Origin of the sequence: Pedobacter agri PB92, assembly GCF_000258495.1 — a bacterium.
Classification (GTDB): domain Bacteria; phylum Bacteroidota; class Bacteroidia; order Sphingobacteriales; family Sphingobacteriaceae; genus Pedobacter; species Pedobacter agri.
This window is the reverse complement of the sequence record NZ_AJLG01000078.1, coordinates 1-22,842: the sequence shown is the minus strand read 5'-3', so window position 1 is coordinate 22,842 and position 22,842 is coordinate 1. Positions and strand designations below refer to the sequence as shown.

The 22,842-nt window shown below is 36.3% G+C and carries 27 protein-coding genes and 1 pseudogene; 12 read left to right on the top strand and 16 right to left on the bottom strand.

All coding sequences use genetic code 11. The features are described from left to right. A partial coding sequence (locus ON09_RS12835) for a 2-C-methyl-D-erythritol 4-phosphate cytidylyltransferase (protein WP_010601470.1) occupies window positions 1-358 on the bottom strand: 358 nt, incomplete at its 3' end. Between the two features lie 73 nt (window positions 359-431). Beyond that, a complete protein-coding gene (gene queA / locus ON09_RS12830; RefSeq protein ID WP_010601469.1) occupies window positions 432-1,481 on the bottom strand; it encodes a tRNA preQ1(34) S-adenosylmethionine ribosyltransferase-isomerase QueA in 1,050 nt (349 codons plus the stop codon). Window positions 1,482-1,680: 199 nt separating this feature from the next. Between queA and ON09_RS12825 the strand changes: the two genes are divergently transcribed. Continuing rightward, window positions 1,681-2,925 (top strand): ABC transporter permease, encoded by a 1,245-nt coding sequence (locus ON09_RS12825; RefSeq protein ID WP_010601468.1) that lies wholly within the window; start codon window positions 1,681-1,683, stop codon window positions 2,923-2,925. A 208-nt stretch (window positions 2,926-3,133) separates the two neighbouring features. Here ON09_RS12825 and ON09_RS12820 read toward each other — a convergent pair whose 3' ends face one another. Then, the gene (locus tag ON09_RS12820; protein WP_010601467.1) at window positions 3,134-4,330 is read right to left on the bottom strand and encodes a pyridoxal phosphate-dependent aminotransferase; all 1,197 of its coding nucleotides are present in this window, start codon (window positions 4,328-4,330) and stop codon (window positions 3,134-3,136) included. Between the two features lie 112 nt (window positions 4,331-4,442). Here ON09_RS12820 and ON09_RS12815 point away from each other — a divergent pair, with 112 nt between their 5' ends. Together ON09_RS12815 and ON09_RS12810 are read left to right on the top strand one after the other, a co-directional pair. Next, entirely contained in the window at window positions 4,443-5,429 is a 987-nt protein-coding gene (locus ON09_RS12815) for a cation diffusion facilitator family transporter (protein ID WP_010601466.1), read from the top strand. Continuing rightward, complete coding sequence (locus ON09_RS12810) at window positions 5,416-5,859, top strand: NUDIX domain-containing protein (RefSeq protein WP_010601465.1); 444 nt, start codon at window positions 5,416-5,418, stop codon at window positions 5,857-5,859. The genes ON09_RS12815 and ON09_RS12810 overlap by 14 nt, the downstream gene beginning before the upstream one ends. 69 nt (window positions 5,860-5,928) lie before the next feature. Here ON09_RS12810 and ON09_RS12805 read toward each other — a convergent pair whose 3' ends face one another. The 9 genes from ON09_RS12805 to ON09_RS12765 all read right to left on the bottom strand — a co-directional run bounded on the left by ON09_RS12805 (window position 5,929) and on the right by ON09_RS12765 (window position 12,860). Next, window positions 5,929-6,357 carry an SRPBCC family protein gene (locus ON09_RS12805; protein WP_010601464.1) on the bottom strand — a complete coding sequence of 143 codons (429 nt, stop codon included), beginning with the start codon at window positions 6,355-6,357 and terminating at the stop codon, window positions 5,929-5,931. A gap of 18 nt (window positions 6,358-6,375) precedes the next feature. Then, complete coding sequence (locus tag ON09_RS12800; RefSeq protein WP_010601463.1) at window positions 6,376-6,792, bottom strand: VOC family protein; 417 nt, start codon at window positions 6,790-6,792, stop codon at window positions 6,376-6,378. A gap of 80 nt (window positions 6,793-6,872) precedes the next feature. After that, the gene (locus ON09_RS12795; RefSeq protein ID WP_010601462.1) at window positions 6,873-7,226 is read right to left on the bottom strand and encodes an MmcQ/YjbR family DNA-binding protein; all 354 of its coding nucleotides are present in this window, start codon (window positions 7,224-7,226) and stop codon (window positions 6,873-6,875) included. A gap of 157 nt (window positions 7,227-7,383) precedes the next feature. After that, window positions 7,384-8,757, bottom strand: coding sequence for an exonuclease domain-containing protein (locus ON09_RS12790; RefSeq protein ID WP_010601461.1), 1,374 nt, complete (start codon window positions 8,755-8,757; stop codon window positions 7,384-7,386). 164 nt (window positions 8,758-8,921) lie between these two features. Beyond that, complete coding sequence (locus tag ON09_RS12785) at window positions 8,922-9,551, bottom strand: autotransporter outer membrane beta-barrel domain-containing protein (RefSeq protein ID WP_116168284.1); 630 nt, start codon at window positions 9,549-9,551, stop codon at window positions 8,922-8,924. Between the two features lie 10 nt (window positions 9,552-9,561). Next, window positions 9,562-9,924, bottom strand: a complete 363-nt coding sequence (locus tag ON09_RS12780; protein WP_010601459.1) for a response regulator — start codon at window positions 9,922-9,924, stop codon at window positions 9,562-9,564. Window positions 9,925-10,041: 117 nt separating this feature from the next. Further along, window positions 10,042-10,782: a LytR/AlgR family response regulator transcription factor gene (locus tag ON09_RS12775; RefSeq protein WP_010601458.1), complete on the bottom strand. Its 741-nt coding sequence runs from the start codon at window positions 10,780-10,782 to the stop codon at window positions 10,042-10,044. 143 nt (window positions 10,783-10,925) lie between these two features. Further along, window positions 10,926-12,020, bottom strand: coding sequence for a sensor histidine kinase (locus ON09_RS12770; protein WP_010601457.1), 1,095 nt, complete (start codon window positions 12,018-12,020; stop codon window positions 10,926-10,928). 99 nt (window positions 12,021-12,119) lie between these two features. Beyond that, window positions 12,120-12,860 (bottom strand): LytR/AlgR family response regulator transcription factor, encoded by a 741-nt coding sequence (locus tag ON09_RS12765; protein WP_010601456.1) that lies wholly within the window; start codon window positions 12,858-12,860, stop codon window positions 12,120-12,122. A gap of 295 nt (window positions 12,861-13,155) precedes the next feature. On the opposite strand from ON09_RS12765, the gene ON09_RS12760 reads away from it, so the two are divergent. The 4 genes from ON09_RS12760 (at window position 13,156) to ON09_RS12745 (ending at window position 15,831) form a co-directional block, all read left to right on the top strand. Continuing rightward, complete coding sequence (locus tag ON09_RS12760) at window positions 13,156-13,434, top strand: hypothetical protein (RefSeq protein ID WP_010601455.1); 279 nt, start codon at window positions 13,156-13,158, stop codon at window positions 13,432-13,434. A gap of 137 nt (window positions 13,435-13,571) precedes the next feature. Next, the gene (locus ON09_RS12755) at window positions 13,572-14,459 is read left to right on the top strand and encodes a MerR family transcriptional regulator (protein ID WP_010601454.1); all 888 of its coding nucleotides are present in this window, start codon (window positions 13,572-13,574) and stop codon (window positions 14,457-14,459) included. A gap of 2 nt (window positions 14,460-14,461) precedes the next feature. Beyond that, a complete protein-coding gene (locus ON09_RS12750) occupies window positions 14,462-15,298 on the top strand; it encodes a phytoene/squalene synthase family protein (protein WP_010601453.1) in 837 nt (278 codons plus the stop codon). A gap of 140 nt (window positions 15,299-15,438) precedes the next feature. Further along, window positions 15,439-15,831, top strand: coding sequence for an isopentenyl-diphosphate Delta-isomerase (locus tag ON09_RS12745; RefSeq protein WP_010601451.1), 393 nt, complete (start codon window positions 15,439-15,441; stop codon window positions 15,829-15,831). A gap of 197 nt (window positions 15,832-16,028) precedes the next feature. Here the strand turns inward: ON09_RS12745 and ON09_RS12740 are convergent, their stop codons facing one another. From ON09_RS12740 to ON09_RS12730, 3 genes are read right to left on the bottom strand one after another with little or no spacing between them, the layout of a single operon-like run. Further along, the gene (locus ON09_RS12740; protein ID WP_010601450.1) at window positions 16,029-16,766 is read right to left on the bottom strand and encodes a DNA-formamidopyrimidine glycosylase family protein; all 738 of its coding nucleotides are present in this window, start codon (window positions 16,764-16,766) and stop codon (window positions 16,029-16,031) included. Next, window positions 16,759-16,962: a KTSC domain-containing protein gene (locus tag ON09_RS12735; protein ID WP_010601449.1), complete on the bottom strand. Its 204-nt coding sequence runs from the start codon at window positions 16,960-16,962 to the stop codon at window positions 16,759-16,761. Before ON09_RS12735 ends, ON09_RS12740 begins: the two co-directional genes overlap by 8 nt. 39 nt (window positions 16,963-17,001) lie before the next feature. After that, a complete protein-coding gene (locus ON09_RS12730) occupies window positions 17,002-17,382 on the bottom strand; it encodes a hypothetical protein (protein ID WP_010601448.1) in 381 nt (126 codons plus the stop codon). Between the two features lie 102 nt (window positions 17,383-17,484). Between ON09_RS12730 and ON09_RS12725 the strand changes: the two genes are divergently transcribed. From ON09_RS12725 to ON09_RS12705, 5 genes and pseudogenes are all read left to right on the top strand, one after another. Then, a complete protein-coding gene (locus tag ON09_RS12725; RefSeq protein WP_010601447.1) occupies window positions 17,485-17,673 on the top strand; it encodes a hypothetical protein in 189 nt (62 codons plus the stop codon). 107 nt (window positions 17,674-17,780) lie between these two features. Then, window positions 17,781-18,571: pseudogene (locus tag ON09_RS12720) on the top strand (HipA family kinase). Then, entirely contained in the window at window positions 18,549-18,932 is a 384-nt protein-coding gene (locus tag ON09_RS12715) for a DUF3037 domain-containing protein (protein WP_010601446.1), read from the top strand. The pseudogene ON09_RS12720 and the gene ON09_RS12715 overlap by 23 nt, the downstream one beginning before the upstream one ends. A 63-nt stretch (window positions 18,933-18,995) precedes the next feature. Continuing rightward, on the top strand, window positions 18,996-20,909 hold the full coding sequence (locus tag ON09_RS12710) for an AAA domain-containing protein (RefSeq protein ID WP_010601445.1): 1,914 nt from the start codon (window positions 18,996-18,998) through the stop codon (window positions 20,907-20,909). 128 nt (window positions 20,910-21,037) lie between these two features. Next, complete coding sequence (locus tag ON09_RS12705) at window positions 21,038-21,451, top strand: response regulator (protein WP_010601444.1); 414 nt, start codon at window positions 21,038-21,040, stop codon at window positions 21,449-21,451. On the opposite strand, the gene ON09_RS12700 is transcribed toward ON09_RS12705, so the two are convergent. Next, the coding region (locus ON09_RS12700; RefSeq protein ID WP_010601443.1) for a DNA topoisomerase at window positions 21,448-22,842 on the bottom strand (1,395 nt) is incomplete at its 5' end. The two genes, ON09_RS12705 and ON09_RS12700, sit on opposite strands and share 4 nt — an antisense overlap.

Genomic DNA, 22,842 nt, shown 5'->3' with positions numbered 1-22,842 from the left:
CAAAGCAGTGATCGATTAACTGTTTTGAAACCAATGGACGAACAGCATCATGGATTGCTATAACACAATCTTCTTCAATAAAATCGATAGCATTTTTTACCGAATAGAAACGTTCTGACCCGCCATCGATAACCTCATGAGGAATTCTAAAATTAAACTCTTCACAAAGTCTTCTCCAGTAACCTTGCTGTTCTGTATTGATAACCAATAAAATTTTAGGTTGGGCATCGCTTTGGGCAAAAGCTCTAATGGTGTGCATCAAGACCGGAAGGTTATTGAGCAACAAAAATTGTTTTGGGGTTTCCGTTTGCATCCGATTTCCAGAACCGCCTGCTACAATTATAGCGTAGTATTTCATTCGAAGTATTTAGAAAATAGTATTTAGTATTTAGATAAAATTTGTCTAAATACTAAATACCATATGCTAATATCTATATAATCAGCATGGCATCGCCATAGCTATAAAACTTATATTTTTCCTTCACCGCAACTTCATAGGCATTCATTACATTTTCGTAACCACCAAACGCACTAACCATCATTAATAAGGTAGACTCAGGAGTATGAAAGTTGGTGATCATTGAATTTGCAATGCTGAAATCGTATGGTGGGAAGATGAACTTACTTGTCCAATCGTTAGCAGCTTTTAATGTTTTGTTAGCAGAAACAGCTGATTCAATTGAACGCATTGAAGTGGTACCAACGGCACAGATTCTTCTTTTTTCTTCTATTGCTTTGTTTACAATGTTAGCATCCTTTTGTTCAATGATAAACTGCTCAGAATCCATTTTGTGTTTGGTCAAATCTTCCACTTCAACCGTTCTGAACGTTCCTAAACCAACGTGTAATGTCACTTCTGCAAATTCTACACCTTTAAGTTCAAGGCGTTTCATTAACTCACGACTGAAGTGCAAACCAGCGGTTGGAGCAGCAACGGCACCTTCATGCTTGGCGAAAATCGTTTGGTAACGCTCTTTATCTTCAGCAGTTGCTTTACGTTTGATGTATTTTGGAAGTGGCGTTTCGCCTAAAATTTCTACGTTTCTTCTAAATTCTTCATCAGTACCTTCGAATAGGAAACGAATGGTACGTCCGCGTGAAGTGGTATTGTCTACAACTTCAGCAACTAACAAATCGTCATCGCCAAAGTATAATTTGTTACCAACACGGATTTTACGAGCTGGATCTACCAAAACATCCCATAAACGTAATTCTTTATTCAATTCGCGAAGCAAGAAAACCTCGATGGTAGCACCAGTTTTCTCCTTATTACCATATAAACGGGCTGGAAAAACTTTAGTGTTGTTTAATATCATTACGTCTTTGTCATCGAAATAACCTAGTACGTCTTTAAAAATTTTATGCTCAATTTTACCACTGTCTTTATGTAAAACCATTAAACGTGCTTCATCGCGTTGTTCGGCTGGATTGTTAGCTACTAATGACTCTGGTAAGTTAAATTTGAATTGTGATAATTTCATTCTTGATGAATTTTTTGAGGTGCAAAAATACGAATTTAATTTTTCTTTTCCGTATTTTATCAAACGCATTTAAGGTATATTATGTTTTAATCAGTTTTTAACAGAAAAATATGGATGCGTTCGATATATCGATATAAAAATAATTAGTTTTGAAAATGACTTGTAACCTTTTTAAGCGCTTTGCATCTAACCTGTAATTATGATAATTTTTAGGCTAATAGGTGAGAGTTTTCGTTTTGCTTTTGATGCATTACGCCAAAACAAAATGCGCACAATGTTATCGCTCCTGGCGATTACAATAGGTATTTTTACCATCATTGCTGTCTTTTCAGCGGTGGATACTTTTCGCGGTAAACTCCAGTCGAGTGTTGACAAGCTTGGGTCGAATACCATATATGTTCAAAAATGGCCATGGAGTTTTGGCGATAATTATCCCTGGTGGAAGTATATGAATCGGCCACAGCCTTCATTAAGAGATTTTGCAGCCTTAAGAGAGCGCATGGAAAACGCTCAGGGCATTACCTTTGAGATTTCTACCAGCGATAGAACGATTAAATACAGAAGCAATTCAGTAGAAGGAATAAACGTTTCTGCAGCATCACATGATTTTGATAAAACCTGGAATTTCGAATTGCAAGCAGGTAGATATTTCACTGAAACAGAGAGCAACAATGGTGCGCCTGTATTGTTGATGGGTGCTGATATTGCAGATGGTTTATTTGACGGGGATGATCCGATAGGAAAACAAGTACAAGTTTTAGGAAGAAGATTAACCGTAATTGGTGTTTTCAAAAAAGAGGGAGAAGACATGCTTGGAACTTCGCTGGATAAAAATGTTAATGTTCCTGTTAATTTTGCCAAGAGCGTGCTGGATATTCAAAATGAACGCTATGGTCCTCAAATTACGGTTCGGGGAAATGATAATGTTTCGTTGGAAGAAGTAGAAAGTGAATTAAAAGGTTTAATGAGGTCTATTCATCGCATTAGGCCAGGTCAGGAAGAAGATTTCGCACTAAACAAAACAACAATTATTTCCAATCAACTCGATTCGATGTTTACTATGGTGAATTGGGCAGGCTGGATAATTGGTGGATTCTCAATTTTGGTGGGTGGTTTTAGTATTGCTAACATCATGTTTGTTTCCGTTAAGGAAAGAACCAATATTATTGGCATTCAGAAATCACTTGGTGCTAAAAACTATTTCATTCTGCTCCAGTTTATTTTCGAATCCATATCCTTATGTATTTTGGGTGGCTTGCTCGGCTTACTATTGGTATATCTTGTTTCGTTATTAATTGGTGCAGTAAGCGGGTTTTATATCATTTTAGGATTGAATAACATCTTGCTAGGCATCTGGATCTCAATTGTAATTGGTACCATTTCCGGTTTCTGGCCAGCATTTTCAGCATCAAGGTTAGATCCTGTTGAGGCAATAAGAAGTTAGTTTCAGGTTTTGCAGCAAAATGTTGAGATTAAACCTAATTGAAGCGGCAAGCTCGTAAGCCCAATTTTTCATTTGAGCTAGGACTTAAAGCAGAAAGAAGGACTGCTATCATCGATAAGAATTGACCTATATTTTTTAAAAAAAAAGCTATAAAAAATCCTCGCCACTTATTAGCTGACGAGGATTTTTTATTTTGCCTGAATTTATATTATGCTAACTTTCCAAGCGCTTCCTTAATTCTTCTTAAAGCTTCAACCAAACTTTCGTCAGAAGCAGCGTAAGATAAACGGATATAGTTATTATTACCGAATGAATCACCGCCAACAGTAGCTACATGACCAACATTTAATAAGTAAAGTGCTAGGTCTGAAGAATCTTTAATTACATTTCCGTCAGCATCTTTTTTACCAAAGAATGAACTGATTTCAGGGAAAAAGTAAAACGCACCATCTGGAAGATTGGTTTTAACACCAGGGATTTCATTTAACAAATTATAAACCAGTTCACGGCGGCGTAGAAATGCTTCTTTCATTTTTAGAACACTTTCCAAACCTTGCTCATAGGCAACAATACCAGCACGTTGGGCTATTGAGCATGTGCCTGAGGTAGTTTGACCTTGTAATTTATCATTAGCGGCAGCAATCTCTTTGTTTGCTGCGATATAACCTAATCTCCATCCGGTCATGGCAAAGGCTTTAGAAAAACCATTTACGATGATCACACGATCTTTGATGCTGTCAAATTGCGCTATAGATTCATGTTGATCAACAAAATTTATATGCTCATAAATCTCATCAGAAAGGATGTAGATATCGGGATATTTTTCAAAAACTTTAACCAAAGCGGCCAATTCCTCTTTGCTGTAAACCGAACCGGTTGGATTACATGGAGAAGAGAACATGAACAACTTCGATTTAGGTGTAATTGCAGCCTCTAATTGCGCTGGAGTAATTTTAAAATTACTCTCAATATCAGTATCAATGAAAACGGATTTGCCTTCAGCTAAAACAACCATCTCAGAATAGGAAACCCAATACGGTGTAGGAATAATCACTTCATCATCCGGGTCAATCAATGTTAAAATGACATTTGATAGTGACTGTTTTGCACCTGTAGATACTACAATTTGAGAAACATCATAATCTAAATTATTTTCAGTTTTTAGTTTATTAACGATTGCCTGACGCAGATCAGGGTAGCCTGGAACTGGTGAATAGCGTGTGTAATTGTCGTCTAACGCCTTTTTAGCAGCGTCTTTAACATGATCAGGGGTATTAAAATCAGGCTCGCCTACGCTTAAACTGATAATATTAATGCCTTTAGATGCTAATTCGCGGCCTAATTTAGTCATTTTTAGGGTTGCGGATTCTGATAAACTGTTGATTCTTTTAGATAAGGTGCTCATGGTTAATTACTTTGAGCGCAAATATATAAACCAAATATTATTCTGCACTAAAAAAGCCATACTTTTTCTCATTAAATTTATGCGATAAGCGTATTTTTGTAAAAAAGATCTCGTGACCGTTAAAAAAAAAGCAATTGTAATTTCATTGGTTGTTAGCGTTATACTAATGTTAGCCAAATTTATCGCCTATTTTATAACGGGATCAAATGCTATTCTAACCGATGCTGCAGAGAGTATTGTAAACGTTATAGCAGGTGCTTTTGCCTTTTATAGCATCTATTTAAGTACTCAGCCTCGAGATGAAAATCATCCTTACGGACATGGAAAAGTAGAGTTTTTCTCTGCATTTGTTGAGGGAATTTTAATTCTTTTGGCTGGAGTTATCATCATATTCAAGTCTTCCTACAACCTTATTTATCCACATGCAGTTGGTCAGCTGTTAGAAGGAACAATCATTATCGGTAGCACAGGATTGATTAATCTATTCGTTGGCTTGTATCTGATAAAGGTTGGTAAAGAGGAGCATTCTGTAACTTTGCAGGCCGATGGGAAACATTTACTGACTGATACTTATACCAGTATTGCCATTGTTGTTGGCCTGATCTTAATTCAGTTGACAAATATTATTTGGTTAGATAGCTTATTGTCTGTTTTGGTTGGCTTTTATATTATTTATTCCGGCTATCAACTTACACGCGGTTCTGTTGGTGGCCTAATGGATGAAAGTGACTTTACTTTGGTAGAAGAGGTGGTAGAAGTACTTCAGAACAACAGGCATAATCCATGGATTGATGTACACAACCTTCGTACGCAGCAATATGGTCCCGAATTTCACATTGATTGCCATGTTACTCTTCCTTACTATTTCGACTTAAACCAGGTACATCGTGAAATTTCACAAATAGATGAACTCATTAATAAAAATGGATTTCGAAAAGCAGAATTGTTCATTCATGCTGATCCTTGTTTACCAAAATGTTGCCACTACTGCCACATGAGTGAGTGCCCGGTTAGGGCAGAAGCCTTTAAAAAGGAAATTGTCTGGACCCCGGAAATAGTGATTAAAAACAAAAAACATTTCGAGAATGAGTTATTTTAATGTGCGTGTTTACGGTCTGCTTATCAATGCAAATGAAGAAGTTCTGGTTAGTGATGAAGAGGAGTATGGTTTCCGTTTTAGCAAATTTCCAGGTGGTGGATTAGAGCTTGGGGAAGGGTTAATTGACGGATTAAAGCGGGAATTTATGGAAGAGTGCAACGCAGAAATCGAAGTTTTATCGCATTTTTATACCACAGATTTTTTTGAAAAATCTTCTTTTAACGACAGTCAGGTGATAAGCGTATATTACATTGTTCGCGAATTGGTGCCGTTAAAGTTAGCATTTAAAACAAAAATATTTGATTTTGACGCCGAAGGCGAAATACTTCAGGCTTTTCGCTGGGTAGCTATACGTGATTTAGACATAAATGAAATAACTTTTAAGACTGATAAAACAGTAGTCAAATTATTAAAGCAGTCATATCTGTAAGTAATTCCTATATCACATCTATTTTAAAAATACAAAGTTCGTTTTTCAACGAACTTTGTATTTTTAATTTTATGGTTCAAGAAATTTCTTCAATGCCTCATGAAGGAAATAAGTCCAGCCAGCTTTAAAACTTTCTCTGGTAAAATCTTTTCCGTTTTCTTCAAAGCTCTCAATGCCTGTATGTGTTAATTGAACTCTTGTCCCTTTATCAGTCGGAAAAATTTCCCATTTAACCGTTGAATTTCCGGGGTAGTTATCATATTTCCAGGTATAGGTGATTTGATGGTGCGCTACAACGTCGACGATTTCACAAAAATGCAAATATCTTGGTCCTTCATCGGTTCCACCAATAAAATCGAATTTGAACCCAAATTTTGGTTTAAATTCATCTAACTGGAAATACCACTCTTTCAATTGCTCATTTTGAGTAAGAGCCTCCCATACCTTCTCAACGCTTACATCGTAAACGCTTTCAATAATTAATGGTTTTATGTTCATATGCATTTAAAATTTGGTTTACCCAAGCGGCATTTTGCCCAGATCCATATGTAGGATATTCCAACGCTGTCCGTCTAAATCGATAAAACCACATCCATACATCCAGCCATCTTTGTAACCGGGTGCCGCATATAACGTTCCACCTGCTTCAACCACCTTTTTAGCGAAATCATCAACTTCTTCCGCACTTTCAGCATCAAAAGAAAATAAGACTTCGCTTCCTGAACGACTGTCGGCAACTGAAGTTGCTACAAAATCTTCAAACAATGGTTTTTCAAAAAACATAATGATAAAGTTGTCATCGCCAACCATAAAACAGGCGGAGTCGTCACGTACGCCGTGTTTTAAATTCAGCTGAAATCCAATTTTAGTAAAAAAATCTTTAGAATTCTTTACGTTTTTTACAGGTAGGTTTACCCAAAGTGACTTAATCATATTCAGATGTTTGATTTAAATATTAAATGTTTTAAGCGAGATAGACTGGCAAAACATGAAAGCAAAATAGGATAACAAATTTATTTTTTGCTCGTTTTCTTTTTATATTTTTTCGCCAGCTCTTCTGGTGCTACCGTACAATATGATAGTCTAAGCGCATTTTCCAATACTTCTGATTCAATAAAACTTAGTTCAAAGATCGTCCACCCTTGTTTGCCCCAACCAGCTTGTGCCGGGTAAATTGCGGAAGGATCTAGATCAGAAAACTTGCTTTGATCCTTTGGTGATAACCGAAAAACAGCTTTCAGGTTAGCATTGTCAACGGTAATGAAAATCTTATCGTCAACTTTGAATGAATTTTTATTTGCGTTTGGTGTTTCAACTACCTCTTCGAAAGATAAGGCAAGTGCTCTAAAAGAATCAGGGGTTATCATAATACTGGTTTTAATGTAATGCCTCAACATACTAATTATTGAGTGACTTTAAAAGGCAAACTTACATCAATTTTGATTATAAGTTTGAGATTTTCCATGGTTTATTAAAACATAGAAGGTTTAACTTGACTTCAATTGATCGGCAGGACAATATCATTTACAATTTATACAATTTTTGGGGAAACTGTTCAGCATGCGTCAGGATTAAATTAAGAATGTAGCTGTTCGACTGATAGATGGACAAATCATTTTTGATAGGGGCTAAGCCATCTTCGAGATAAGCTTTATCCTTGAAATATCCCATACCATAGAATTTACCATTTTCAACAACCAGGCAACTTAATTCTTCTTCCTCGCGGCCATCGTCAATTAATGCAAAGCTAGGTTGTAAGCTTTGAATATCATCTAAAGCATTGCTCAGTCTTTTGTTGTATACGGCTACAGTTTCAATGCTGCTGCAGGCGCCAAAACATTGTCCATTATCATGTGCCTTACATTTTGTTGCAGTTTTTTGAAGATAGCATAATTTTGCGCAAAGCTGATATTTCTCGATAAGGTGGTTTAAGAAATTGTAGCCTTCCAGTAAGCTATTAAAACTTTGTAAAGATTTATTGTTTTTTTTATGCTTATCTATCGCCAGCCGCATGTAGCCATTTTGATCTTCGAATACGTATAAGTCATATTTATGTTCATATCGTTTCATGGCTCTGTTATTTTCTGGCCAAAGTCTTTTAATCTCATTTGCTTCTAAAATCAATGCCATTAACTCCGTGCCACATACCACATGATCAACATTATAAATTGTGCGTAAAAAATCCTGTCTTTGTTTATTTGGCTTGTTTCCTGTAAAATGACTTATTACCCTTTTTCTTAGGTTTTTAGCCTTGCCTACATAAACAATTTTACCCTTATTATCTTTAAAATAATAAACACCTGGCTGATCTGGCAATCTTAATATCGAAGCACGATCTAAATGTGGTGGTAAAACCTGTTCCTTCGAAGTTTTCTTCAGCATTTCAGCGATAATGCCTTCATGATCTGCCTCTAATAACATGTTGAACAATATACTTGTTGCATCAGCATCACCTGCGGCCCGGTGACGGTTATGAATAGGAATTTGTAATACACTGCATAACTTTCCGAGACTATACGATGCTTTCCCGGGGATAATTTTTCTGCTCATCCTAACGGTGCAGAGTTTCCGGCAATTTAGCTCATAACCAGCTGCAGATAGATGATGCTTCAAAAATGAATAATCGAAGTTTACGTTGTGTGCAACAAAAATCTTATCATGCAGCAACTGGTAAATTTGTAATGCTACATCTGCAAAGGTTGGTGCATCAACAAGCATTGCATCATCTATTCCTGTTAAGGCTGTAATATAAACAGGAATGGATTGGCGAGGATTTATCAGAGTGGTAAATGACTCGACCACTTTATTTTCATCATGAATATTTATGGCAACCTCAGTAATTCCATTTGCTGAAGCGTGGCCTCCGGTAGTTTCGATATCTACAACTGCGTATAACATTGATAAATTTTACAACTACAAATCTATACTAAAATAGTTAGTAATAAAAATAATGCTTTGTTAATTTTTGATAGTTTTTTTAGCGAAATTATTTTGGTAAACGTACAAACAAAAAAAGCGACTACGTTATAACGCAGTCGCTCAGTATCAAGTATACCAAAAGCTTAAAGTTTGCTTAATAATTTACTCAAGTTTGGTTTAATACCAATACTAATAGGCACAGTATTAAATACTCGATTTTGAATTTTTCCAAAGCCGTACATATAGCTGGCTTCGATAAAAAGGTTTGCACCTCCAATATTATATTCAATACCACCACCACCTTCAGCAATACCTAAGCTATTTGTTTTGTTATCCATATTTACTTGTAAAGTACTTGCATTTACACCTGCCTGGGGTGTTAAAATGAAACCGCCACCGGCGCCTGCAAATCCGTAAAACGCCCATTTATCTACAATTTTTCTGTAGCCTAAAGCTATATTTAATAAATACGTAGTTGATCTTCCTTTCTGAATAGTATAGCTGTAACCTGCATCAGCAATTTGCTGGTTAAAAGTAAAAGCATGTAAACTCACTTTTGGGTAAACGAAAAATCCACCATTTCCAACAGCTAGGTTTACACCTAAAGAGGTAGAGAATTTAGGTTTAAAATAGTCTGATGTTTCTCCCATAGGGAATGCGAAACCAATTCCACTCATGGAATAAAGTTTATCGGGACGGCTGCTTTGTGCGCTTGCCTTAATAGATATTGCTGCGCAAAGCAATATTATTGGAGTTAGTAATCTTAGTTGCATATTTTTATTTTTAATTGGCGGTTAGTTTATTTACTTTTTGAAGTAAATCGGTGATGTTAAAAGGTTTTTCCAGATAGTCGTCTGGATTTAATCTTTGTGAGATAATATAATTTTCATCATATCGGGCCGATGCCATAATAACCGGAATATTTTCTGTTTCAGGATTTAATTTCAATTCCCTGAAAACAGCTCTTCCATCCATGCCATTCAACATAATATCCAAAATGATTAAATCTGGACTAAATTCTTTAATGGTTTTAAAAATAAATCTCGGTGATAATAAAGGGTATACTCGGTAACGCTCAGTTTCTAGTGCCATCTGAAAAACCTCCAATATATCGGGGTCATCATCTACAACTAATATTCTTTTCAAAATGGTTAATCAATAAATAAATAATAAACTAATGCTAATACAAAGTAATACGAAGAATGTTTTGCTTGGCAGCAGAAATGATTTAAAATTACTTTAACCGCGGAAATGCAATCGATTTTATGACTTTCCTTTGAGTAAGTTATCTTGAATAAAAGCGGCAAAAAGCGATTTATGGCTATCTGCTACGGCATAAGAAACTTCGCCGGATAATAACACCTGATTGCCTAAAACACTTTTAATATGCTGTTTGGAAATAATGCCTGCAGCACTAATCTGGATAAATCCAGGGTGTTGTTTTAGCATCTTCATCATTTTCACAAAGTTTACCTTGGCTGTTGTAAAAATATTTTTTGTGGTGATAAACCTAACATCTTCTTGGTGATCCTCTACAGCAATCAATTCATTTATATCAATCCGGGCCAGTTCACTCTTGCCGTTTTGAAGCGGCAAATAGAAAAAATGATCATCAAAAATTGAAAACGGTTGCTGTTCGCTGGAACCAGCCGGGTATAAGTTGTTTATAGTTTTGGCGAAATGTAATATAGAATATGGTTTTAACAGGTAAGCATCTGCATCAACTTTGAAGGCATCAAGTGCATATCTTGGATGTGCAGTAGTAAAAACTAAGTGCTTTGCTTTTTGTCTTAGTAATCCTGCAAGTTCAATCCCGGAAAGTGTCGGCATTTCCACATCTAAAAAGATAATATCTACAGGAGAAGCTACCGAAATTTCTGCCAAAGCCTGCAAAGGTTCGGTAAAAGTTTGCACAAGATTTAATTCTGGCAACTTTTCCATGTAAGCAATTAGATTTTCTAAAGAATGTGGATCATCGTCTATTGCGATGCAATTTATTGACATTTTTCGAGTTTTAGATGATGCAAAATACAACTAAAACAGCTAAAAATGAAAAAAAATATTTTGTAAAAGGTTTTTTTATTCTCCACTATAGCTTTGTAGTGTTTATTTGTATTTATTGAAGTAATTGTTTGTAGTTGTCAATTTTAATCGATGGTATGTTTTACCTTAATTGTTACCCTTACCTTGTAATAGTTATCCTCGGTCGTACCACTTTCAAATGTCGACTGGTCTCCGTAAGCGTAGGCCAACCGTTTGGTAATATTTTTTATGCCGGAGTTAAAGCCAGGTTTTTCTTTCACTTTTGCTATCTGATTCGACGTTTCGATAATCAAATCATTATTTTGTAAATACAATTTGATTTCTGCGGGGTGAGATTGAGAAAGCAGGTTACCGTGTTTAAATATGTTTTCAACCAATGTAATTAAAATCAAAGGTATAATTTCCACTTTTTTAATGTCATCATCATACCAAAACCGAATTTGCAATTGGTGGTGTTTGCGTAGCTGATGCAAATTAACTAAGTTTTCTACCTGGTTAATTTCCTCACCAAGTGAAATGAAATCTTTATCCTTATTGCTATCCACCGAATATCTCATCATTTCTGAAAGTGAGAGTATGGTTTCTGCTGCTATAGGAGAATGATCACGAGCATTCTGATAGATAAAATCAAGTGTGTTAAACAATAAATGTGGCTGGATTTGTGCCTTTAAGAAAGCATTTTCTGATCTCGCAATTTGGATCATATTATTCAATCGCTGGTGCTCCAGTTCCTCGGTCTTCTTCCTCTCGCTCAAAAACTTAAGTAAAAAGTAGTAACCTGTAGAGAAAAACATGAAATAGATGGCTCGATAAACCGGCCCGAGGATGTATTGCATAGTCATTCCAATCTTTCTCGGCCGGAAATATTTCAGTATATCAGTGATCAGATAGTCAAAGCCAATGTAGATCATGAGATAAACTAATAACTCCAGTGATAAAAGAACCGGAAGCTTCCACCAGATTTGATTTTTACGTTTTAAACCGCTCTCTAAAATAATATGCGTATGTACATAAAACATGGAGATGTTTAAAGAATAAAACAGAATGTAATTAATGAGGTTTCCAAACTGTCCACTAAACAGACCTACTATTACAGACTCATACAGCATAAAAACCAGCCAGATGATGATGTGGAATTTTTTGTAAGCCAGCCAGTTTTGAATGCGGATGAAAGGCGGTGATTTTTTGATGTTAATCATTGAGGAAAAAGCTTGTTAATAGGGTATCTGCTGGTAATGATGTTTCAAAAAGCAAAATTGCATAAAAATTTTAAACCTTAATGCATTTTGCAGGGTGTGCTAGGATCTGCTCGTTCTGATTGTTTTTTCTTTAATATACTCCTGTATTCCTTCCCGGTAACTGTTTCCAACATTTACAGTTAAATTATTAACCATTTTCAGCGTGTTTCCCTCAACTTTCTCGATATGGTTTTTGGCGATGATAAATGATCGATGTGCCTGTGCAAAGTTTGGGTAATCCTGCAGTATAATTTTAATCTCTGATAAAGCGATATAAGTGACTATGGTTTCGTTAGTGGTGTAAATCCTGACATAGTTTTGTAAACTCTCCACCGCAACTATGTCGCTGTACCTAACTTTTATTAAACTATTTTTTTCATTCTTATTTCGTACAAAGAAATAATCTTCTTCTTGCTGAATAGAAATATTTGGCAGGCTGGGGCTTTGTGGAAATAGCCGGTTTAGGGTTTCCGCAAAACGAGCAAAAGTATAAGGTTTTAGCAAGTATGCACTGGCATTCATTTCAAATGCCTCATAAGCGTATTTAGAATGAGATGTAGTAAAAATTAGTTTGCTTGTTTTATGACGTATAGCCTTTGACAACTCGATTCCCGAAATCATGGGCATGTCTACATCCATGAAAATAACATCAACATTTGCTCCGCCGGTAATGTCTGTAAGCGCCTGCAACGGATCAGTATATGCCTTATAAAGCGAAATATTTGATAGTGTGTTCAGATAAGATTTAATGCCATTTATAGCATGAATATCATCGTCAATCACGATACATTTTAATTTCATTTGATAGATAGAGAAGATGGATGGCAAATTACGCTATGATTCGCAAAAATTAAAATTTATAATGTTGGTCAAGGTATTGAGCATATTCATCAAGTTTTTGATAGCGTTTGTTTAGTTTTAGTCACTATGATCAAACCATAATCTAGTCTATAAAAATGAATAAAGAGGTTGGATCACAAATGAACAAAACTATTCTTTTTTAATTGATTGGATTACAATATATTGTATTTATTACCGTAAATAAATATATGATATTGCAGATTAGCGGCAATTCATTTACCTAAAACCTAATCTTATGAAAAACAGAACCCGTGTAACCAACAGGTTAAATGTATCCATTACCAAAAAAGTGATAGAATTGCAGGAAAAAGGATACGATTGTGATTTCCTTTTACTGGCCAACGGCAGCCTGCTATGCATGCAGACCAATAGAAAGTATCCAATGAGTTCCGTGTCCATTGAAGCAACGGAGCATGGTTACGATTTCTTCAGCCAGTCGTACAAACATGTACACAAAATTGTTACCGGTAACGGCGAGCAGGGATTGTTGCTAACCGAAAAAGCATATAATTAATTACGAAAGATACATTAAGCATGGCTTGGTGTATCTTTTCAAAAAAAATGTCTAGACAAATCTTAATAATTTTATGCGTACTTAAAACTATTAATCAATCTTCTTGTTTAAATTTTATTCGATATATTTAAACAAAAATGACTTATACCATTTCTGATCTGGAACAGCTGTCAGGCATTCATTCTCATACGATAAGGATCTGGGAGCAACGGTATAATGCGTTAAAACCTCAACGCTCACAAGGAAATACCCGGCTATATGATGATAACCAGCTAAAACGGCTATTAAATATTGTGAGCCTCAATCAATCCGGATTAAAAATTTCGAAAATTTGTAGTTTAACCGATGAGGCTGTAGAAGAATTACTGGATCAAAAATATAGTTATCGATCTGATGATGAATTAGCTGAATTCTACATTACAAGGTTAATCAAATATGGATTAGATTTTAATGATGCTGCATTTACCAATTTAATTAACGATTGTGTGGAAGTGTTAGGCGTTGCCGATACCTATCGCCGCGTAACATATCCTTTACTTATACGCCTAGGTTTAATGTGGCGAAAAGATGAGATTTGTCCTGCTCATGAACATTTCATCTCCAGTTTGATCCGTCAAAAACTTTTCTCCGAAATTAATAATACCGAATCAGCTTCCGATAGTGGAAAAACCTGGTTGCTTTTTCTGCCTGAAGATGAAGATCACGACATCGGATTAATCTTTGCAAATTATATGCTTCGGTTGAACCATCAAAAAGTAATCTATTTGGGAAGCAAAGTTCCACTAGACTCTATCGAAGAAGTAATCTCGAGTATTAATGTTGATCATGTTTTGCTTTTTATGGTCAGGGCAAGATTAGAGGCTGGTGCACAAAAATATATTACACAATTATCTGAGGTTTGCAAATCTGCAAAAATACACCTGGCTGGAAATGGTTTGGTGATTGAAAAATTAAAAAATATAGACCATATCAATTGGTTTAAAACGCTTGAAGAATTTGAAAAATCCATTCAAAACCCAAATTAAAGATGAAAGAAATGTTTGATCAGTTATCGGCGAGGTGCAGTAAACTAACCACAACGAGTTATAGCACAAGTTTTTCTTTCGGAATTTATTTTCTGGGAAAACAACTGCGACAACCTGTTTACGCTATTTATGGTTTCGTCCGCCTTGCAGATGAAATAGTAGATAGCTTTCATAATTTCGACAAAAAGTATTTATTAGAGAAATTTAAACAGGATACTTTTGAAGCCATCGAATTAGGTATTAGTTTAAATCCTGTTCTCAATTCTTTTCAAAAAGTCGTAAACGAATATCAAATCGATCACGAATTAATTAGATTGTTTTTGAAAAGCATGGAAATGGATCTGGAAGATCAGTTATTTACCGAAGATTTATATCAGGAATACATTTTAGGATCGGCAGAAGTAGTTGGTTTAATGTGTTTAAAAGTATTTACCAATGGGGATGAAGCAGAATACAACAGATTAAAACCCTTTGCCATGAAGTTGGGCTCCGCTTTTCAAAAGGTAAATTTTCTTCGTGATGTAAAGGCAGATCATCAATCACTAAACCGCAACTATTTTCCAAATGTGAATTTAACAGTTTTCTGTGATCAGGAAAAACGCAAGATAGAAGAGGAGATAGAAGACGAATTTAAGGATGCTCTATTAGGAATAAAAATGCTGCCATCCACATCCAGAAACGGTGTTTACCTATCATACATCTATTATAAAAAACTATTTAATAAGATCAAAAATCTGAGCGCCGAAAAAATAATGACCGAACGCATTCGCATTCCAAACCATCATAAAATTGGCTTGATGTTCGATTCAATGATACGCCATAAGTTAAACGCGATTTAAGCAGCAATGGAAGAACATGTAATTTTAGTTGATAAAGATGACCTGCCTCAGGGTAAGATGGAAAAAATGGAGGCTCACCAAAAGGGATTATTACATCGTGCTTTTTCAATTTTTATTTTTTAATTGATCATCAAGAACTTTTGCTCCAGAAACGTTCCAGAAATAAATATCATTCTGGTGGATTGTGGACAAATACTTGTTGCAGCCATCCTCGTGAAGGCGAGAGTAATCTGGCCGCTGCAGAAAGAAGATTAAAAGAGGAGATGGGCATGACCTGCGATCTGGCTTATGGTTTTAATTTTTTATATAAGGCAGTGTTCGATGACGGGTTAACGGAGCATGAATTAGATCATGTTTTTTTTGGCAAGTCTAATGATAAGCCAGTAATTAATAATGAAGAGGTGGAGGATTTCAAGTATATCAAACTTGAGGATTTGAAAAATGATATCGACATCAATCCAACTGCATACACGCCATGGCTAAAGATCTGTTTAGACAAGGTAATCAGCCATATTTCAACTGATGTAAAATAAAAACGGGCATACAGCCTAAGCCATATACCCGTATCTAAATTAACGCTCTCGAGGACAAATATAGGACTTGTTTGTACAATTCCTAGTAGTTTAACATTTCTTTTACGTTCAAATAAAAGTAACTTTTTAGTTTCATTGCTTACATGTGAAGCAATGTACTGATTTCTAGATTTTTGAAGATTTTTCTCTGGGAAAAATTATTGATATTTTTTTTGACAATCATTACAAACGTAGGTTTGCCGGTTTGTTTTTCCGAGTGCTTTTTTGGTTACCTTATGTTCTCTGGCACAAATTTTTTGCTGATAAACTTCCCAATGTTTAATTAATGTATTTTCTTTTTTCCACTTTAAAAAATCGAAGCTATACCGTTGCGCTTCTTTGATAATCGCTTTGAGTTTAGCAGTAGGAATGTTTTCTATTTTACTCAGCGGATGAACTTTGCTTCTATACAGTACTTCATTTTTGATAATGTTGCCAACGCCAGCAAAAATATCCTGATCTAATAAAGCATCACATATATAGGTTTCTTTCGTTTCTTTCAGTTTTTCTAATGCGAGTTTTGGATCCCAATGTTCAGACATGATATCTGCTTTCCAATTGTAGTGATCATTTACATCGCCATCCAACAAATCAACTTTGCAGGTGTAGAAGTTTAACTGATCATTTTTAAGTGTTAAGCCAAGTTTTAATGGCGTCTTCTTCGTTTCATTAATGAGGTAGGTGCCAAAAAGCATGAAATGGATACGTATAGTAAAACCATCGAAACAAATTAAAAAATGCTTACCCCAACTTTTGAAATCTTTAATTTTTTTGTGAAGAAGTTTTTCCTTATCAATGGTATTCACGTTTCCGGCAACTTCCAATACCTCTGGTTTACCCAAATGTAGGTCGCTGATCAAGTCTTTCAATATCACAATTGATGGTCCTTCAGGCATCTTCTATTTTCTTAAATTTAAAATGATTTTTAATGTGCTGATTAAAATATCTGCCTTTCGAACCTGCAGCTTTGAGCATATTGAAAATTTTTTCCGGCACGTTTCGGTACAGATAAACTAATCCGCTAACAAAAGTTATTTGAAGTGACTTTTTATTAGCATCATAACTGAAATGATCGATTACACATGATGGCATAATATTTAATCAATTTAACAGTAGAATTTGGATATGGTTTTACTCACCATTTAGTTCTGATTCTTCTTTAGCAACCCTGATTTTCTCTTTCTTTAAATCAATCCTGATGATGTTGTACAAACTCATGTAAACATTCGCTATCCACACAATTGCAAAAAAAGCTATGAGATAACCTCTCCAACTGGCATAAATCAATGTGTATTTTGTGATAAATAAAATAATTACCGTTACATAATGACTGAAACAATATTCACATGTAAACACATAGAAAAATTTCCGTTTGATTAGCTTGTTACAATTCTTTGAGCGGTCAACACAAAATTCCCTCGCCTCCCTAAAAATTTCTTCTTTGGTAACTGTCCAGGCAATACAGGCAACGGGCAATGCTAAAACGAATAAATAGTAAATGTGCGATTCCATGAAATTAGCTCTTTTAAATACAACCTCTTAGCAAGTAAAATGTTTAACTTATGAGATAAACATTTTAACGACATTGCTGTTTAATAACCAAAAGCCAACGTTATGGAAAGATCAGAAATCGTATCTCTACTTGAGGTCATTAATCAGCAAGTTAATTCTCCAATTTTAGGAGGAATGGAAGAAGCTTATGAGGAGTTGGAAAGTATGGGCCTGGTTAAAATCAACCGCGAATCTGTTCAATGGGCGGCAGTAATGACTCCTGCAGGCAATGCATATCTCGGTCACGATTAAGTGCAGCATCAATCAAAAATCTTTACGGAAAATATTGACAATATTGTTCTAAATTTGCAGCTGAATTAGAAAGTCCATTATGTGATGTATGGTTTCTAATATTTCTTATGAACAATATCCAGCTTAGAGAAGTTAATGTTACCCGCTACGTTACACCCTTACGTGAAGGTGGTTCTATGCCAGCCATCGCCGAGGCTGATGACGATTTTTTGTATGTACTTAAATTCAGAGGCGCTGGCCAGGGTACCCGAGCGTTGATTGCTGAATTAATTGGTGGAGAAATCGCCAGAATTTTGGGATTACGCGTACCTGAATTGGTATTTGCCCATTTAGATGAGGCTTTTGGAAGAACCGAACCTGATGAAGAGATTCAGGATTTACTAAAGGCGAGTGTAGGTTTAAACTTAGCCCTCCATTATCTATCCGGTGCCATTACCTTTGATCCTACAGTTACCGTTGTTGATGCCAAATTAGCTTCACAAATTGTTTGGTTAGATTGCTTTTTAACCAATATGGATCGCACATGCCGCAATACCAATATGCTGGTTTGGCACAAGGAACTTTGGCTTATTGATCATGGCGCATCGTTGTACTTTCATCATTCCTGGCAAAATTGGGAAGAACAGGCTACACGACCATTTTTCTTGTTAAAGATCATGTGTTACTACCCTGGGCTTCTGAACTTGAAGCGGTAGATCAGGAATTTCGTTCAATTCTTAACCCTGAGAAAATTCAGGCAGTAATTAATATCGTTCCAGATGATTGGCTGGAAGGCGAAACAAATTTTGAAAGTAAGGAAGCGCATCGAAAAGCTTATGCTTATTTCCTGGAAATGCGTTTAGCAAATTCTGAAACATTTTTAAAAGAAGCACAGCATGCAAGAGAGATTCTTATTTGAGTATGCCGTGATCCGCGTGATGCCGAGGGTAGAACGGGAGGAATTTATTAATGTAGGCATTATCCTTTATTGCGCTAAGAAGAAGTTCTTACAAAGCATTTTCGTAGTAGACGAGCAAAAGATCAGCGCCATAGCAGGTAAAATTGATATGGATGACATTCATGCGAATCTTTCAGCATTCGAACGGATCAGTGCTGGTGCAAAAAATGGTGGCCCGATTGGCCAGTATGATCAGGCTTCACGATTCAGGTGGTTAACGGCAACGAGAAGTACTGTAGTACAGTGTTCAAAAGTGCATCCTGGTTTTAGTACAGATCCTTACGAAACGATGCTAAGACTTCATAAAGAACTGGTTTTGTAACTGTAAGTCAAAAAGTCGTTTTAATCAAAAGAAATCAACTATTAGCAATTAATCAATCTATCCTTGCCGAAAGAATATTTTAAAAAACTTCAGGAGCTCCTCATAACAGAGCGTGATGAAGATTTACAAGCATATTTAAAACTTACTGAAAATACTTCGGCTGCAGACCGCCGATTATTAGGATTAACCTGGTATCCCATTGCTATTCGCAACAATGAAATCGGCCGGGGCGATTACCTGACTGTCGAATTGGAGCGTACCACTCATCAGGATATTTCTCATCAGTTTAGGTTTGGATCTTCTGTGGTTTTATTCTCCAACCACGATGCAAAACAAGATAGGCTGGAGGGAACCATCACACATCAAACCGGGAATAAAATGAAAATTAGTTTCAGGGTTGATGAATTACCAGATTGGAGCCGTGACGGCAAATTAGGGGTTGATTTGCTTTTCGATAATAACAGTTACGATGAAATGCAAAATGCGTTGAAGCAGGCTTCAAATCTGGCAGACCATCAACCGGAAAATAAATTGATTAGCATTCTAACAGAGGGGGAAAAACCTTCATTTCAGAATGAGGAGAAATTCTTCATCCCGAACAAACTAAATGAATCACAGCAACAGGCTGTTCATAAAATCGTTACGGCCAATCATTTAGCAATTGTACATGGTCCTCCTGGTACCGGCAAAACCACAACACTGGTACATGCAATAAAATCGCTGACGAAGCATTACGATCAAAAGATCCTGGTAGTTGCACCAAGCAATACCGCAGTAGATTTATTAACTGAAAAATTAGCAGCAGAGGGGCTTAACGTCATTCGGATAGGTAATCCTGCCCGTGTTTCTGATCGGTTACTGGCATCAACTTTAGAGCATAAAATGGCTGATCATCCAGACATGAAGTCCGTTAAATCTCTAAAAAAGCAGGCCAACGAATTCAAAAACATGGCGCATAAATATAAGCGAAGTTTCGGGAAAGCTGAACGCGATCAACGCAAGGCTTTATTTGATGAAGCACACAAAATTGGCAAAGAAGTTGAAAAAACGGAACAGTATATTATGGATAATCTGTTCAGTAAGGCGCAGATTATAACGGCAACATTGGTAGGCGCAAACCATTATACTGTTCGCAATTTAAAATATAATACGGTAGTGATCGATGAAGCCGGACAGGCTTTGGAACCCGCCTGTTGGATCCCCATTTTAAAAGCAGAAAAAGTGGTACTTGCAGGGGATCATTTCCAATTATCGCCAACAATAAAATCCAGCGAAGCCGGCAGAAATGGATTAAGTAAAACTTTACTGGAAAAGTCAGTTAGCCTTCACCCTGAATCTGTTGTGCTTCTCAATGAACAATACAGGATGCATGAAAGTATCATGGGATATTCTTCTCAGGTTTTCTATAACAGTCAGCTCCATGCCCATCATGCTGTTGCCCGACATTTAGTTTTTGCTGATGATGAGCCGCTTGCTTTCATAGACACAGCCGGATGTAGTTTTGATGAAAAATTAGATGGAACCAGTACTACAAATCCTGATGAGGCCACTTTTTTAGTGACGCATTTGAGTGCTTTAATTCAGGAACTTGAATCAAAAGAAACAATCGTTGATTTTCCTTCAATCGCCATCGTTTCTCCATACAAACAGCAAGTTCAAATTGTCAAGATGTTGGTTGAAGAAAATGAATTGTTAATGGCCCATCAAGATAAAATTTCTGTTAATACTATCGATAGTTTTCAGGGGCAGGAGCGGGATGTTGTATACATTAGCTTAACCCGTAGCAATGCAGACGGCTCCATTGGCTTTTTAGCTGATACCAGAAGAATGAATGTAGCCATGACCCGGGCAAGGAAGAAGCTAGTGGTAATAGGGGATAGTGCAACACTTTCAAAGGCTAAGTTTTATGCAGATTTTATTATCTATGCCGAAAAACTTAACGCTTACCATAGTGCCTGGGAGTTTATAAATGTATAATCAGATATCTAAACGTTTAAACCTCAAAGAAATGTCTATATTTGAATAAATCATCCTGATTGCCTTATTTCTTTAGCAAAACCATGAACTTTTTTGTTTTTAGTTATGTTGTATAAACAGGTTACGCGATGACCGTTACTAAAGCTAACCAATACAACAACAAAATGAAAGAAGGTGCAAGGGTTTTAATCGCAGACGATAATGAATTGATGCGAATGGTAATGAAGGGCTATTTTCGGAAATTAATACCTTCGTCTAAGGTATTTGAAACTACAAATCTTCCTGATACTTTTGATTTATTAAACCGTGAAAAATTTGATTTTTTACTGTTGGATATCAATATGCCAAGGGGCGATAGTAATCCAAATACCGTACGAAAAGTTCATGCTATCCAGCCCGAAATAAAAGTTTGCATGTTTACCGGTAATGATAAAACTACGCTCGAGAAACAATATACCGAAGCAGGGGCAATAGCCTTTATCCAAAAAGATGAAGAGATGGGTTTAGCGATTGAAGATGCCCTGAAGATAGCTTTCGGCTAAACCTTTTCTAGTTTGTTTTCTTGCAATTTACCCGAAATACTTGCGCCGGCAATCAGTAATTCGTTGGTAATCATTTTGGTATATTCGGTAATTTCAAATTTAAAATCTTTTACGGACGATCCCGATCTGATTTCTTCCAATCGTTTTTCCCATTGACCTGTAAGTTCAGCCTGAGCAATTTGTTTATCTTTCACCACTTCATAAACCGCCAATCCTTTGGCTGAAGGTACCAGATTCCGTTTTTCTCTGGTAATATATTCTCTGGTGATTAAGGTTTCAATAATAGAAGCTCGAGTAGCGGGCGTTCCTAAGCCACTGTCTTTCATCGCATATCGCAACTCCTCATCCTCAATTTCTTTACCGCAGGTTTCCAGAGCTTTCAGAAGAGATGCTTCATTGTACATTGATTTTGGTTTTGTTTGCTTCTCTAATAAGGATTTTTCTGTAATTGGTAATTGTTCACCTACAATAACCTTTGGCAAAGCGGCGTTATCTTCATCTTTTTTATCGTCTTCACTTTCATTAAAAACCGAACGCCATCCGGCAGAACGAATAACGGTTCCATTGGCAATAAAAGTAAGTCCAGATTGGATGGTGATTTTGGTGATTTCTTTTAGACATTCCTGATGGAAGGCTTCGATCATGCGTCCAACTACCATGTCATACACAGCCTGTTTATCGCTGCTAAGTCCATAAGCCTCTACACCAGTTGGTAAAACGGCATGGTGATCGGTTACTTTTTTTGCATTGACACTACGTTTATTTAGTTTAATGGTTTGAAGGAAAGCTGCCTGTTTACCAAAATCAGGATGGTTAACAAATTTGGTAATCAAATCCGGAACACCGGCAAAAACATCATCGCCGATATATCTTGATCCTGTACGAGGATAAGAAACGAGTTTGCTTTCATACAAATTCTGTAAAATATTCAAGGTCTGATCAGCCGTGTATCCCTTCTTTTTATTCGCTTCCTGCTGTAAACTACTCAAATCATGCAAAAGCGGTGGTGGTTCTTTACGGGGTTTAGCTTCAACTGCTGTGATATTTCCACCAGTTGGGAATCCGGATGCCACATCTTCTACTAAAGCGAAAAGCTTTTCAGCTTCTTCCTTTTCTTTATAGTTTGTAGTAGAAACCGCTTTAAAACTTTGCTCATCCTTAACCAGCTGGATGCTGATCTGGTAATAAATCTGCGGTACAAAATTCTTAATCTCTAAAAAGCGGGCACAAATCATGGCAAGGGTAGGTGTTTGAACTCTACCAAGCGACAATACAGTTCGGTTGCCCGCAGAAATGCTCAAAGCCTGTGTTGCATTCATGCCAACAAGCCAGTCAGATTCAGATCGGCAATGTGCGGAATTGAATAGCGTATCGTAATCGGTGCCAGGCTT